At 39.3% G+C, this 14,456-nt stretch carries 14 protein-coding genes and 1 riboswitch; of the genes, 3 read left to right on the top strand and 11 right to left on the bottom strand.

Annotation, left to right across the window (positions count from 1 at the left end):
* Positions 1-145 precede the first annotated feature (145 nt).
* The 3 genes from ACOMA7_RS07435 to ACOMA7_RS07425 all read right to left on the bottom strand — a co-directional run bounded on the left by ACOMA7_RS07435 (position 146) and on the right by ACOMA7_RS07425 (position 3,864).
* Complete coding sequence (locus ACOMA7_RS07435; protein WP_054607725.1) at positions 146-943, bottom strand: DUF975 family protein; 798 nt, start codon at positions 941-943, stop codon at positions 146-148.
* A 91-nt stretch (positions 944-1,034) separates the two neighbouring features.
* On the bottom strand, positions 1,035-2,375 hold the full coding sequence (locus ACOMA7_RS07430) for a dihydrolipoyl dehydrogenase family protein (RefSeq protein ID WP_054604444.1): 1,341 nt from the start codon (positions 2,373-2,375) through the stop codon (positions 1,035-1,037).
* Between the two features lie 151 nt (positions 2,376-2,526).
* Positions 2,527-3,864, bottom strand: a complete 1,338-nt coding sequence (locus tag ACOMA7_RS07425; RefSeq protein WP_421393072.1) for a dihydrolipoyl dehydrogenase family protein — start codon at positions 3,862-3,864, stop codon at positions 2,527-2,529.
* A gap of 230 nt (positions 3,865-4,094) precedes the next feature.
* Between ACOMA7_RS07425 and ACOMA7_RS07420 the strand changes: the two genes are divergently transcribed.
* Both ACOMA7_RS07420 and ACOMA7_RS07415 read left to right on the top strand, forming a co-directional pair.
* Complete coding sequence (locus ACOMA7_RS07420; RefSeq protein WP_054607727.1) at positions 4,095-4,868, top strand: (S)-acetoin forming diacetyl reductase; 774 nt, start codon at positions 4,095-4,097, stop codon at positions 4,866-4,868.
* 661 nt (positions 4,869-5,529) lie between these two features.
* Positions 5,530-6,504 carry an AEC family transporter gene (locus ACOMA7_RS07415; protein ID WP_053791288.1) on the top strand — a complete coding sequence of 325 codons (975 nt, stop codon included), beginning with the start codon at positions 5,530-5,532 and terminating at the stop codon, positions 6,502-6,504.
* A gap of 236 nt (positions 6,505-6,740) precedes the next feature.
* Here ACOMA7_RS07415 and thiM read toward each other — a convergent pair whose 3' ends face one another.
* The 5 genes from thiM to ACOMA7_RS07390 form a co-directional block, all read right to left on the bottom strand.
* A complete protein-coding gene (thiM, locus tag ACOMA7_RS07410) occupies positions 6,741-7,517 on the bottom strand; it encodes a hydroxyethylthiazole kinase (RefSeq protein ID WP_421393068.1) in 777 nt (258 codons plus the stop codon).
* Positions 7,517-8,158: a thiamine phosphate synthase gene (gene thiE, locus ACOMA7_RS07405; RefSeq protein ID WP_421393065.1), complete on the bottom strand. Its 642-nt coding sequence runs from the start codon at positions 8,156-8,158 to the stop codon at positions 7,517-7,519. The genes thiM and thiE overlap by 1 nt, the downstream gene beginning before the upstream one ends.
* Positions 8,145-8,957 (bottom strand): bifunctional hydroxymethylpyrimidine kinase/phosphomethylpyrimidine kinase, encoded by an 813-nt coding sequence (gene thiD / locus ACOMA7_RS07400; RefSeq protein ID WP_421393062.1) that lies wholly within the window; start codon positions 8,955-8,957, stop codon positions 8,145-8,147. Before thiD ends, thiE begins: the two co-directional genes overlap by 14 nt.
* Positions 8,950-9,657: a thiaminase II gene (tenA, locus tag ACOMA7_RS07395; protein ID WP_421393058.1), complete on the bottom strand. Its 708-nt coding sequence runs from the start codon at positions 9,655-9,657 to the stop codon at positions 8,950-8,952. The genes thiD and tenA overlap by 8 nt, the downstream gene beginning before the upstream one ends.
* 94 nt (positions 9,658-9,751) lie before the next feature.
* Positions 9,752-9,844: riboswitch (TPP riboswitch) on the bottom strand.
* 104 nt (positions 9,845-9,948) lie between these two features.
* Complete coding sequence (locus ACOMA7_RS07390) at positions 9,949-11,073, bottom strand: SEC10/PgrA surface exclusion domain-containing protein (RefSeq protein WP_421393055.1); 1,125 nt, start codon at positions 11,071-11,073, stop codon at positions 9,949-9,951.
* A gap of 121 nt (positions 11,074-11,194) precedes the next feature.
* On the opposite strand from ACOMA7_RS07390, the gene ACOMA7_RS07385 reads away from it, so the two are divergent.
* The gene (locus ACOMA7_RS07385; protein WP_301945739.1) at positions 11,195-11,785 is read left to right on the top strand and encodes a L,D-transpeptidase; all 591 of its coding nucleotides are present in this window, start codon (positions 11,195-11,197) and stop codon (positions 11,783-11,785) included.
* Positions 11,786-11,825: 40 nt separating this feature from the next.
* On the opposite strand, the gene ACOMA7_RS07380 is transcribed toward ACOMA7_RS07385, so the two are convergent.
* The 3 genes from ACOMA7_RS07380 to ACOMA7_RS07370 all read right to left on the bottom strand — a co-directional run bounded on the left by ACOMA7_RS07380 (position 11,826) and on the right by ACOMA7_RS07370 (position 13,873).
* The gene (locus tag ACOMA7_RS07380) at positions 11,826-12,017 is read right to left on the bottom strand and encodes a hypothetical protein (RefSeq protein ID WP_053791295.1); all 192 of its coding nucleotides are present in this window, start codon (positions 12,015-12,017) and stop codon (positions 11,826-11,828) included.
* A gap of 14 nt (positions 12,018-12,031) precedes the next feature.
* The gene (locus ACOMA7_RS07375) at positions 12,032-12,565 is read right to left on the bottom strand and encodes a GNAT family N-acetyltransferase (RefSeq protein ID WP_054607739.1); all 534 of its coding nucleotides are present in this window, start codon (positions 12,563-12,565) and stop codon (positions 12,032-12,034) included.
* A 129-nt stretch (positions 12,566-12,694) separates the two neighbouring features.
* On the bottom strand, positions 12,695-13,873 hold the full coding sequence (locus ACOMA7_RS07370) for an acetyl-CoA C-acetyltransferase (protein ID WP_301945738.1): 1,179 nt from the start codon (positions 13,871-13,873) through the stop codon (positions 12,695-12,697).
* Positions 13,874-14,456: the final 583 nt, after the last annotated feature.

Raw genomic sequence — 14,456 nt, 5'->3', positions numbered from 1 at the left:
GGAATAATACACGAATATTAACAAAATTAGGCAACCAATCCCCTGTAGAATACAGAAAATCAGTTGCCCAATTAAAGAGTTAGAAAGCTGCTTTTATTTATTTGTTCAAAATAATAGTTGCAGTTCCTAACCTATGGCTTTTTTATTATTCAACATCCAAAACAGTTTGTTTTTGTTTGAATTGTTCTTTTACGAATTCGTAGAACTTCACTTGTGTGATGTAGTAGTAAGGGAATACGTAAATTCCGACGATTCCTGAAGTAATTGCAACTAGAATCATCCAACCGGTGAAAGATAGTTGTAATACAAGGTAATCTGCTTTGTAGCCCTTCATAATGTCTTGGCTGGTCATAATAGCAGTGTAGGCACTGACGGGTTTGTTTTCCAATCTAGCATCTCTGTATACCCAAAGTGCTTGGTTGTATGCGAAACTCTTTACGACTAACCATACTAATACGGCGATGAATTCAGCGATTGAAAGGGATAAACCTAAAGAGTTTGGTAGTAAAATCATGAATAGGAAACCAGGGATGAATAGTAGTGACCATAGTGATAATAGAATTGATCTTAAAATCCAGGTCCATGTGGTACCCCAGAAAAGACGTTGGTCGTCGATAAATGTTAGTGATTTTCTAAGTGGTTTTTGGAAATCATCTTGGCCTCTTAATACGTTGAAGGCGGTGTAGATAGCACCGAGTAAAAAGATTGAAGATAAGATGATGAAAATAAATGTTGCAACGGAGTTAACGGCGTCATTACTTGTAATGTTAGTAGTAACGTTTGTGGCATCTATCTTTAGAGCTGAGTTAAAGCTTACTTGGTTAGCTAAAACGTTGTAAGCAATGTAAGTTAGTAAGAATGGTAGAAATAGGATGAAGAAGAAGCGTTGGTGACCACGAATAAGGCCTTTAACTTCTCTTTTTTGTTCTGCGCGATTGTACATGAGAATCCTCCTGTTTGATATTATGTCTTAATTATACCAAAAACCCCGGCAGAAAAATTCGACCGGGGTTTAATTTTTGGTTAAGAATGATTTAGATGTTCTTCCAAGTGTCGTGACCGATTGAAGGGAATAGGTGAACATTTCTTTCAATTTCAAGTGGGGTCATCTTCATGTTGACGGCTGGAACAATCATGTCCACTGCGTTATCAGCTTGGTCAGAGATTTCAGTAAAACCAACTAAGCGGTGTTCTTTGTCAAAAATGTAGGCATTCTTAACAACAGGTTCCTTAGTGATTTGTCTAAACCATGTGTTAGTAGCATCATGTTCTTCAACAGTGTATTCGTCACTAGCGTTTGCTTCATCAACGGTAACACCCATTTGACTGATACGAGGTGAAGTAAATACTACTGATGGAATTGCTGGGAAGTCGATTGGTTGATCTGTTTCACCGGCAAATAAGTGCTTTAAGTATTGTGATTCGAAAGTTGCTGTTGGAGTTAAGTTTGGTTGACCAGTAGCAGCAACGTCACCTGAAGCGTAGATGTTTTCAACTGATGTTTGTAGGTATTCGTTAACTAGGACACCCTTCTTATCATCGTATTTAACACCAACTTCTTCTAGACCCATGTTGTGAACCATTGGTACACGACCAGAAGCGTCTAGGATGTAATCAACAGTTAGTTGTTGGTTGTCAGCGTAAGTAACAGTGTATTCGTCACCGTCTTGGCTGAATGAACGTAGGCCAGAGTTTTCAACAAACTTGATACCTGATTTCTTCATTTCGTCCATTAGGATTTTTACGTATGGTTGGTAGAAAGGACGTAATGCCTTGTCACCGTGCATGAACATAGTAACATCAGCACCTGCTTCGTTTGCCATAGTAGCAAATTCCATCGCGATGTAACCAGTACCAACAACAGCCATACGTTTTGGCATGTCTTCTAGTTCCATGAAGTCTCTTGAATCATGTGATAATTCAGTACCTTCAATTTCAACTTTATGTGGTGTTAGACCAGTGGCGATAACGATCTTGTCTGAAGTTACGTGTTCACCATTGATTTCTAGTGTATGAGCGTCAGTGAACTTAGCAAAACCATGGATAACATCCATTCCTAAGCTCTTCATAGTTGCTTCACGGTCTACCTTGATTGGTAGGATTCCTTCACGTTTGTGTTTGATGTTTTCTTTCCAGTTTAGCTTAGTGTCACCTTCAACGATGTCTTTCATGCGTCTTTGGGTCTTAGCTAGAGTGACTGGTCCATCAAGTGAGATTTTGGCGTTACAACCCCAGTTAGGGCAAGTACCACCAACGGCGATTGCTTCGACAAACGCGATTTTGAAACCTTGTTTGCAAAGTGTCTTAGCACCGTCGAATGCGGCGTGTCCTGATCCGATGTAGATAACATCGTAATCGAAGTTAGGATTTTTCATGTTAAAGCCTCCGTATTTATTACGTTTATTATATTTTCTTATATTAATTAATGTACAATATTGTAGTGTTGCAAACAAATATATTGACTCGATTTTAATGGAATTTTAAACATTAAAAAAACCACCCAAATGGGTGGTTTTACTTAATATTTTATAGATGTTGCCAAGCGTCACTACCGATAGTAGGGAACAAGTGGACAATCTTGTTAATTTGAGATTTATCTAATTTTAGAGCGACGGCAGGTAGGATTGAATCAATTACGCTATCCGCTTCGTTTGATACTTCAGTGGCACCAACTAAATGGTGTTGTTTATCGAAGATGTATGCACGTTTGGCAATTTCTTCGTTAGTGATTGAACGGTACCAATCAGCAGTCATATCGTGTTCTTCAACAGTGTAGTCGTCACTGTTCTTTGCTTCTTCAACTGATACACCGACTTGGGCGATACGAGGTGAAGTGAACACTACTGAAGGGATGGCAGGAAAATCAATTGCATCCTTAGTTTCGCCTGAGAATAGGCTAGTTAGGTATTGTGATTCAAAGATTGCAGTTGGAGTCAATCTTGGTTGACCAGTTGCAGCAACGTCACCTGAAGCATAAATGTTATCAACTGATGTTTGTAGGTGATCGTTTACTTCAATACCGTTCTTCTTGTCGTATTTAACACCAACTTCGTCTAAACCAATGTTTTCGACGTTTGGAATACGACCGGTAGCATCTAAGATGTAGTCAGTGAAGACTTGACGGTTACCAGATAATTCAATGGTAGTCTTGCACTTTTCTTCGTGGAATTCTTGAACTTCGGCGTTTTCAACAAAGGTAACACCTTTTTCCTTTAAATCGTTTACGACTGCGTCAACGTATTCACCGTTGAAGTCACGAAGTGCGCGGTCACCATGCATGATGACAGTAACTTGTGATCCGGCAGCGTTTGCGATTGATGCGAATTCCATGGCGATGTATCCAGCACCGATGATGGCGATGTGAACTGGTAGTTCGTTGATATTTAGGAAGTCCTTTGAATCGTGGGCCATTTCCTTGCCAGGAACATCTAGTCTGTGTGGACGTAAACCAGTAGCGACAACAATCTTGTCTGCGGTGTATGACTTGCCGTCAACATCAACAGTGTGGCCGTCGGTTAACTTACCGTAGCCCTTAATAACGTCGATACCAAATGATTCTAGACCACCTTGGATGGCGTTTGGAAGACTATCGATGACCTTATGCTTGTTTAGCATGTTTTGGGTCCAATCGATGCTTAGGTTTCCTTTAACAATATTTCTTAAACGTTTTTGAGTTTCCATTAATTGTGCTGGTAAATCTAAAGCAATCTTGGCGTTACAACCCCAGTTAGGGCAAGTACCACCGATTTTATCTGCTTCGACTACGGCAACTTTGTAGCCTTTAGCGGCTAATGGCATTGCACCATCGAAAGTACCGTGACCTGCACCGATGTATAAAACATCGTAATCGAATTTTTCAGTCATAGTTATCAATTCCTTCTTTACATAAGATATTAAATTCATCTTCGTATACTTATAAAATAAACGTTCGCGAAATTTAATTCAATTAATTAGTTTCGGATTATATAGTGTAAGACATAACAAAATTTATGGATTTAATAAAAATTTAATAATATAAGTACTGTAAAATTAATGAAAATAGTATATAATCACTTTGTGAATAAATAAACAAAAGAAGAAAAGAGGATGTTACTATGACTCAAAAAGTTGCATTTGTTACAGGTGCCGGCCAAGGTATCGGTAAAGCAATCGCTGAAAGATTAGCTCAAGACGGTTTTGCAGTTGCTGTTGTTAACCGTACTGCTGAAAAGGGTGAAGCAGTAGCGAAGGAAATTAACGCAAATGGTGGTAAGGCAATTGCTGTTCAAGCAGACGTTGCTGACAGAGACCAAGTATTTGCTGCAGTTGAAGAAACTGTAAAACAATTGGGTGACTTAAACGTTGTTGTTAACAACGCCGGTGTAGGTCCTACTACTCCAGTTGACACAATCACTCCAGAACAATTCAACACTGTATACAACATCAACGTTGCATCAGTAATCTGGGGAACTCAAGCAGCCAAGGCTAAGTTCAACGAACTAGGTCATGGTGGTAAGATCATCAACGCTACTTCTCAAGCTGGTGTTGTTGGTAACCCTAACTTAACTCTATACGGTAGTACTAAGTTCGCTATCCGTGGTATTACTCAAACCACTGCTCGTGATTTAGCAAGTGAAAACATCACTGTTAACGCATTCGCACCTGGTATCGTTAAGACTCCAATGATGATGGATATCGCCCACGAAGTTGGTAAAAACGCAGGTAAGGATGACGAATGGGGTATGCAACAATTCTCTAAGGATATCGCATTAGGTCGTTTAGCTGAATCAGAAGACATCGCTGCTGGTGTTTCATTCCTAGCAGGTAAAGACTCAGACTACATGACTGGTCAAACATTAATTCTAGATGGTGGTATGCAATTCCACTAAAATCATATCTTGGATATGAAAAAAGCCATAGGTTATCCTATGGCTTTTTATTATATGTAGAAAAAGATCGAAAAAAAGAGCCGCTTCAATTAAGAAGCGGCTCTTTTTTTGTGAGATATACAAAAACAAACTTTTATTCTTTAACAAAAAAGTACCCCAAAGATAAAATCTTCAAAGTACTTTAGTTAGTGAGCTGTGATGCTTTGAACACCATCTTCTCAGCAAAGGACTGAGTGCTTTTACCTTAAGCTAACAGCTCAAAATATTAAGTTTGTCTGTGAGATGTAACCTCAAGCGACATATAATATTAAACCATATCTATAGTTTTTATGCAACAATATTTTGAGAAAAAATTGAAAATTCGCTATAATTTTATTAACGAATTAAACATTTGGGAGGGATTAGATGCAAGTGATCGGTATGTTAATCATGGTCATTGTACTATTTATTATTTCTACATTATCAACTGTGTTAGTAATTTCTTTAAAAAACAAGCATAAAAATGACGACAAAGACTAATATGACGGGGTTTTATCCATTGATATAAAAAATATTTATAACGAACTTATCCTTTGACTATATCTTTAAGTATGTTTTATAGTACTTATCGTGTTTTAAATTAAGCAATAATTATTTTTAATATCAAATAGGAGGATTCATAATGGGAGTATTTATTAACTCAATCCAAAGTGTCCTTGTTGTTGTTCTAATTATGTTATTAGGATATGTATTAAGAAAAACCGGTTGGTTTGCAGATACATTCAGCAAGAACATTTCTAAATTAATCAAAAACATCGCTCTACCAGCTTCAATTTTCGTTGCGGTGTTAAGTCGTCTAACTAGAGGTAAGCTTGTAAGTTTCGGTAGCTACCTAATCTGGGGTGTTATCTCAGTTGTTATCGGTTACCTAATTGCATTTGCACTAGTTAAAATCATGAAGGTTAGACCAGGTCGTCGTGGTGTATTCATTAACGCTATCGTTAACGCCAACACTATCTTCATTGGTCTACCATTGAACATCGCCTTATTCGGTGACAAGTCAATGACTTACTTCTTGGTATACTACATCATCAACACTGTTTCTACTTGGGCATTTGGTGTCTTCTTGATCAGTAACGATGATCCTACTAAGGCAGGTCAACCAAAGGAACACCACAAGATTAACTGGAAGCAAGTTATTCCAATGCCACTTGTTGGTTTCCTAGTTGCTTTAGTATTCTTACTACTAAACATTCCAGTGCTAAAGGTACCTTTCTTATCACAAACACTAACTTACGTTGGTAGTTTAGTTACTCCACTATCACTAATCTACATTGGTATTGTATTAGCTGATGCTGGTCTAAAGAGTATCTCATTCGACCGCGACACTGTTGTTGCACTATTAGGTCGTTTCGTATTGGCTCCAGTTGTTATGATTGTTATCCTAACTGCTGCTGCTCACGGTGGTGTATCACTACCAACAATGTTCAGCCAAACTATGATTGTTCAATCAGCTACTCCAATGCTAGCCGTATTACCAATCCTAGCTGCTGAATCACACGGGGATGTTAAGTACGCTACAAACATTGTAACTACTTCAACTGTATTGTTCATCGTTGTTATTCCTATCTTAATGACAATCGTTCAATACATCTAATAAAGTAAAAAACGTTGGAATTATTCCAGCGTTTTTTTATTACATATAACAAAATTGACAAGTACGGGTAGTTAGCCTAAACTTTAAATAAATTAAATGCGGAAGCAAAGAAGGAATTCATATGTTTGAAAAGATTTGTTACACATTAATGGTAATCGCCGTTATTATTATCGCTATAGTATATTTTGTATGTTATTAAAAAATAAAAAGGACTGACATCTGTCAGTCCTTTTTTATTATCCTAGTTTTTGAAATTCAGTGATTTCTTCGTCGGTTAGTTGGTACAAGGTATTAAATACTGTTGATAGGAATGAATATGGTAGGTTGTCGGTAATTCCACCAGCGATTTCTCCGGCAATGCTTAAAATGCTAGAAGCAAGCACAGCTGAATCCAAACTGTTATCGACAGCTAAACAGACACCTAGGATACCGTCTAACATATCGCCACAACCGACGTTAACGGCAAAGTAGTGATGACCGTTTTTGACTTCGACGGTCTTACTACCATCTGAGATGACGTCAGTGACACCTGATAGTAAAACGATACAGTCAAACTTTTTAGCGACAGTTTCTGCGATTTCATGTAGGTCACCGTCACCGTTTCCGGCGTCGATTCCTTGAGCATTCCATTCGATGTCAGCTAGGAATGCTAATTCACCAGCGTTACCACGAACACCGTCGAATTTAACTTCCTGAGCTACTTTAGCGAAGTTGTCTTGACGTAACTTGGATGCACCAATTGCCACGGGATCAATGACGACAGGGATGCCTTTTTGGTTGGCAAATTTTCCGGCCGCAATTGATTTTTCAACGTCGGCATCGTTTGATGAACCCATGTTGATGACTAGGGCGTTTGAGATGTTGACTAGATCACTTGCTTCCTTAATGTCATCGAACATGATTGGTGATGCTCCGATGAAGTTGATGGCGTCGGCCACGTGTTGTGGTGTTACCATGTTTGAGATATTTAAAATGATTGGTGAGTTTTCTCTGATTTGTTTGATTGTAGTCATTATGCATTCCCCTTTAGACGGTTGATGGTTTGTTTGATATCAGAACTATCGATGATGTCTGAGATAACTGAGACACCGTCGACGTTGGTAGTTAGCACTGCCTTGGCGTTATCTTCCTTGATACCACCGATGGCAACGGCTGGATGAGTTGATTCTCGGTATAAACGGTTTAGCTCATCAATACCGATCGCTGGTTTGACCTTTAGCTTGGATTGGGTGGCAAAGATAGGACCAATTCCAATGTAGTCCAGTGAATCCACATTGTTGGCAGTTCTGACCTCATCCAAGGTGTGGGTAGATAGTCCAATAATCTTGTTGGGACATTCCGCAATCACGCGTTCAATCTTGGTGTCGTCTTGGCCGACGTGGATTCCATCGGCATTAATTTCCTTCATTAAATCGATATCGTCGTCGATGATGTAAGGCACGTTGTACTTGGCGGTGATTTCCTTTAGTTGAATCGCTACCTGTAGTTTTTCCACATCGGTTAGGATAGAACGGTCCTTTTCACGGTATTGAAACATAGTGATGCCGTTCTTACATGCATCCTCTACGATTTGGATTAGTTTATCGACGTCGCCGCCAACGTTTTGACTACCCGCAATGAAGTAGACGGCTAGTTGTTCTTTAGCGAATTTCATCTTCAGCCCCCCAGTGATTTAGTGGTCCATGACCGTGTCCGACAATGATTTCTGATTGTAGGATGGTATCAATGTAATGTTTTCCTTCAATGATAGCTTCCTTGATGGATGCGCCCTTAGCTAGGTTAGCGACAATTGCGGATGATAGGGTGTCACCAGTGCCGTGTTTTCTGACGGTGTCATACTTTTTACTTTCGATGGTAAAACTAATTCCGCTTTCTAGTAGGACGTAATCGGTTAGGGTATCACCATGTTGGTGACCACCCTTGATGATGACGTTCTTGGCACCCAGTTGTTGAATGTAGGAGGCGGCTGCAATTACATCATCGTTGGTTTCAATCTTTTTACCATATATAACCTCAGCCTCTGGGAGGTTGGGGGTCACGATGTCGGCGATTGGCATTAGTTTGTGGATGATGGCGTCGATACCGGAATCGTCCAGTAACCTAGCACCACCCTTGGCAACCATGACTGGGTCGACGACAATGGGGTGAATGTTGTGTTTTTTGATGTTTGCGACGACTGCTTCGACGCGTTCTTGGTCAAACAAAGCACCGGTTTTGGCAGCCTTGATGTCGAAATCATCGTATAGTGAATCAAACTGGGTGTTGATCATTTCCACGGGTGTAGGTAGGACGGACTGAACACCCAATGTGTTTTGGGCGGTCAAACCAACTACGACGTTGGTAGCAAAGACGTGGTGTTCTTGCATCGTCTTGATGTCGGCTTGCATACCGGCACCACCACCGGAATCTGAACCGGCAATCGTTAATGTTTCAGGGACTTTTTTACTATTCATGATGACTACCTCCATGAATAATGTCGGCAAATCGCCAGTCTTGTTGATAGAAGGCTTGTTCCCAGAATTCCCATTCTAATTCGGTACTCTTTAGGAAGAATCCCTTGGCTTCGTTGATTTCTTCTTCTGACATGTTCTTTGATAGTTCGTTTAACATCTTGAAGAGTTTTTGAGTTAATCCACCGTCTGCGTCTTCATTGTCGGTTAGGTAGAAATCAATCCAACTCTTGAATGGATTGTCAGCGGTGTTTTTACCCGTGGCAGTTAGCTGCTCGGCAATTTCATTGTATGTCCATGGACATGGTAGTAAGGCACAGATGATGTTGGCCAGACTACCAGTTCTAACGGCACGATACATATGTGATTGGTATAGGTAAGCCTTAGGGCTTGGGGTAGCGTGTTGCAAACTTTCGTATGTAACGTTAGCAATATCGCAAAAGACGTGGTGAGGGTGGATTTCACTGTTTAGAATAAAATCGATATTTTCAGCGAAGAATCGCATGTCCTCTCTGTCCTTTAGGATGGGGATGATACTAGCGTAAATTTTGATGAACTCAGATAAGTATTGAAAATCTTGTTGAACATAAAATTTTAGTGCTGCATCGTCGACGTGACCGTCACCGATACCTTTAACAAACGGGTGGTCAAAGATTGCTTCCAAAATCGGGTTAGCTTCCTTGACTAGTTGATGTGAAAACATGAAACAATACCTCCAGTTTGCTGCCGTAAATAAAAAATACCCTCCCACACGAAGGTGGAAGGGTACACTTGGATAGACTAAGTCTAATTCTTTACTTGGAGTGCGCCTGACTTCCTTCGCTAGTGTTAACTAGATCAGGTTCAATGGGTGTAATCTCAGCCGAAAAACGGCACCCCAGTGGACAGCATTTTTATATTTAATTCATGTATAAGTATATCTGTTTTGAACTATTTGTAAACATGATAATTTTGCCAAATAAAAAAGACGCCGTCATAGCGCCTTTTTATTTTTTTATTGGTAAATTTCGAAGTGAATTTGGCCCATCTTGTCGATTGAGACTCCGAATTCTTGTTTAGCAGAACTATCGAAACCAATTCCTAGGAAATTGGCAGCGTGGCCCCAATCAGAAGATGCATCATCGAACATCATGGCGCAGATGGCACCGTAGATGCTTTCCTTAACGTTAGCCAGAGTAACGGGTCCGTTGATGTATGAGCTAGTTAGTAGGGAACCGGCAATGTTTTCACCGTAGGCAGTGAAGTTGTTAGCGGCGAAGACGTCGTTTAGGACTGAAACATCGTGACCACCCTTTTTAGTGAAGTCCCAGTTATCGTTGTTGTAGCCGATGGCAACATCGGTAGATGCCTTTAATGCACGATCGGTAACTGTTAGATCTTGGGTGTATGGGTAGTTGTTAGCTAGCTTGTGTCTTAAATCATTAACAAGGTTAGCAGCGTATTGTGATAGTTGACGTTGTTGGTCAGTACTAATGTTATTGATGTTGACCGTGGTGTTAATGTCTTCGGTGCTTGGGTGGAATGTGTTAATTTGACGACTTTGCTCAATTGAGCCATCTGAAGCTGTGCCTTGGACCATCTTCTTGGTGTTAGTATCGAAACTAAATAGGTATCCGGCAGGGATGTTTAGTGTGTCTGATGCATTAGGAGTGGCATGATCATCTGAAGGATAGTTAAAACCATCTACTGATTGATAGTAATTTGAATCAGTAGTTTTATTGGTGTCGGTAGCGATTGGTGCAGTGGTGCTAACAATCACCTTTTTGGCTGCGGTGTCTTTCTTGACTACTTTTTTAGGCGCCTTTGGCATGACTTTCTTCTTAGAATCTACCTTTTTTCTAACTTTGGTAGCCTTTTTGCTCTTCTTTGGTTGCTTCTTCTTGGCTTTGGTAGTCTTCTTGGCGTGTTTCTTTACGGCCTTTTTCTTCTTAGTGGTCTTTTTGTGTTTAGCCTTAGAAGTTTTCTTGGCCTTTTTCGCTTTTTTGGCAGGCTTTTTCTTGTGATGAGTTTGCTTGGTAGTTTGGGCATTAGCGGTGAGGTGGGTTTCACTGATGCTTCCGGCAAACAACATGACAGTCAGAACGATTAATAGTAGTGAAAATGCTTTTAGTTTTCGCATAACGATATCTCCTTATTTTGTACGAATCTTTTTATAAATATAACTATACCAAATGTTTTTAATAATGGAATTGATTTTCACTTTGTGTTTTAATTAAGTCAAAGACAAGGGGAGATATTTAATGACTAAATTTAAACGTGCATTTGCAATGATTATTACTGCCGTCATTGTGGCATTAGGATTAACAGCTTGCGGCCAATCTACCTCAAAATCGACTGCGAACAAGAACACTACTACCAATGTATCGGCACAAGCTTCAGTAAGACCTTCAAAGAATGCTTGGAAGCACTCATCTGAAAAGAAGGCTTACCCAAATATGAAACTATCAAATAAGAACTGGCTAGATGTTTCAATTAAGAAACAACGTGTCTACGTTAAAAACAAGGCGGGCAAGGTCTTATACACCATGCTATGCTCAACTGGAAATGACGACGGTACCCCACGTGGTACATTCCACATTCAAAAAGAACGTGGAAGTCACTTCTACAACGCTTCATCAAAGGAAGGTGCTAACTACTGGACTTCATTCAAGGATCACGGAATCTACCTATTCCATTCCGTTCCCGTAAATAAGGATGGTAAGTACCTAATGAAGGATGCCCATGAATTAGGTAAGGTTGCCAACTCACATGGTTGCGTTCGTTTATCAATCCCAGATGCTAAATGGATTAACAGCTCAGTACCAACTGGCACTAAGGTTGTTATTCACTAATTAAAACAAACAAAAAGACGTTCATAATGAACGTCTTTTTTTAATGCAATGTGCTGACATCGATTAGGATTAATACCATGACGATGGTAATTCCTAGGATGGTTGCTACATATTTATTTTTGAATGATTGGTGCTTGCGGTATAAGAAAAATAGCAAAGTCAATAGGGCTAAGACACCAATCGCATACATAATGATCAGTTTAATTTGAACTGATAGGTCGTCTGCTAGCATGTGAGCACCTTCTATTATTTAGTTAATAGTTGGTATGCAAATCTAGCAGTCCATGGATGACCATTTTCGCGCATATGGATGATTCCGCGTTTTTCAAAACCGTTAGAAGTGATAACGTGTTGCATACCTTTGTTTTCAGGATGAGTGTCGATTCTGATATCCTTGTAACCTAATACACGTGAAACGGTGATTAAGCTACTAACCAGTTTTTCAGATAGATGTTGTCCACGGAACTCATTTGAGATGGCAACTCTGTGAATCGCTGCGTAGTGAGCTTCAGAACCGTTAACCCAATCGCCTTCTTCAATGTTTAGGTAGTTTGGATCAATTCCTTGATGAATTGTCGCAGTTCCGGCGACTTGGCCGTCAGTGATTAACACGTAGTTGATTCCATCTTTAACGTCTTTAACTAAATCTTCGTCAGCTGGATAACCATGTTGCCATTGGTCAATTCCTTGTTCGTGTAGGTACTTGATTGCTGAGTGAATGATGTCCAGGATTGCTGGTAAATCTTCTTCAGTTGATTTCTTTAAGTATGTTGCGGGCATTTTTACACTTCCTTTATGAAAATTATAAGTAAAAAGTATATAGAAAAACGTTGCATTTTGCAACGTTTGTAAATTAAGCCTATTCATAGCATACTACAATGACACTTTTAGTAAACTAATTAGAATTATCTATAATAGTGTGATTTTCATGGCCATTCCCATACCACCACCGATACAGATGGTAGCTAGACCGCTTTTTTGGTTGGTGCGTTGTAGGTTGTAGATTAATGAACCGACAATACGAGCACCGGAATCACCTAGAGGGTGTCCCATTGAGATGGCACCACCGGAGATGTTTAGTTTGTCCATATCGATATTGTAGTCATGAGCAACCGCTAGGACTTGAGCAGCGAATGCTTCATTTAGTTCGACTAGGTCGATATCATCCATAGTGATATCTAGTTTATCAAACAATGACTTAGTAGCGTCGTAAGGAGCGTATCCCATGTAGTCAGGATCACATCCAGCTTCGGCATAGCCATCGATGACCGCTAATGGTTTAACATTCAAACGCTTAGCGGCTGATTCACTCATTAGTACCAAAGCAGATGCACCGTCGTTTAGACTTGCAGCGTTTCCGGCAGTAACAGTTCCGTCTTCCTTGAAGGCAGGACGTAGTTTGTTAAGGACTTCAATAGAAGTATCACGACGAATGTTTTCATCTTCCTTCATAATATAAGAAGATTTTCTGTTTTTAATTTCAATTGGGACTAGCTCTTTGTCAAAGTATCCATTATCAAATGCTTTGGCAGCCTTCATATGAGATTGGTAGGCAAATTCGTCTTGCTCTTCTCTTGAAACGTTGAACTTTTCGGCAACGTTTTCTGCGGTAACTCCCATTGGTTGTTTGTTAAAAGCATCCATTAAAGCATCATTGTTTAATGAATCAATCAAAGTAACGTTACCAAACTTGTGGCCGGATCTAACGTCCATGTTTAAAAATGGTGCATTGGACATACTTTCCACTCCACCGGCGATAACGACATCGGCGTCACCCATCACAATGGCAGCTTGGGCATTGCGGACAGCCTTTAGTCCTGAACCGCATACTTGGTTAACTGTATTGGCAGTACTACAGTAGGGGATGTTTGAATTGATTTCGATTTGTCTTGAGATGTTTTGACCAGCACCTGCTTGAATTACATTTCCAAACACGACTTGATCTACATCAGAAGGTTTAATGTTTGCTTGTTCTATAACAGCCTTGGTAACGATGGATCCCAGATCCACAGAAGTGAAGTTCTTTAGGGCACCGTTTATCTTACCAATCGGTGTTCTCTTGGCTGCAGCAATCACGACTTTTTCCATATAATAGTAAAACTCCTTTAATAGTATCTATAAGAAATAGTATAACGATTATTCTATTTAATTCTATTATAAAGAATAAAACTAAAAAGTTTAATAAAGTTTGAAAAAGTTGTTGACCACAGTGTTTATAGTTGGTATTATTATATCCGTTGTCATTTTTGAGATAACAATAAAATTTAATCGAAACAAATAATAAAAAGTTGTTGACCTGACGGTTTGAATTTGGTATTATTGTTTCTGCTGTTGAAAAAGTTGATCGTTAATCTCGATTGAAAATAAGCAAAAAAAGTTATTGACTTTTACTTGCTAAGATGGCATAATAGTTATTGTTGTCATCGCGATTGAGCGACTTTTGATAGCAAGGTTGATAAAAATTAATTATAAAAAGTTGTTGACATTGAGTTAACGATCTGATATAATTAAAGAGCTGATTAATTTAATCAGCAATCAACAAATTGGTAGATCTTTGAAAACTGAACAAGATTGATAATCGATGATGTGTAAGGAACTTACAACTTGGTTGTAAGAATTAAACATTGCGAAGTCAATTCGCTTATAAAATAACAATTTATTCAGAAGAGCT

The sequence above is a fragment of the Apilactobacillus intestinapis genome (genome assembly GCF_049166695.1).
Taxonomy (GTDB): Bacteria; Bacillota; Bacilli; order Lactobacillales; family Lactobacillaceae; genus Apilactobacillus; species Apilactobacillus kunkeei_C.
The sequence above is the reverse complement of the archived record's forward strand: the minus strand, read 5'-3'. Positions and strand labels throughout refer to the sequence as shown.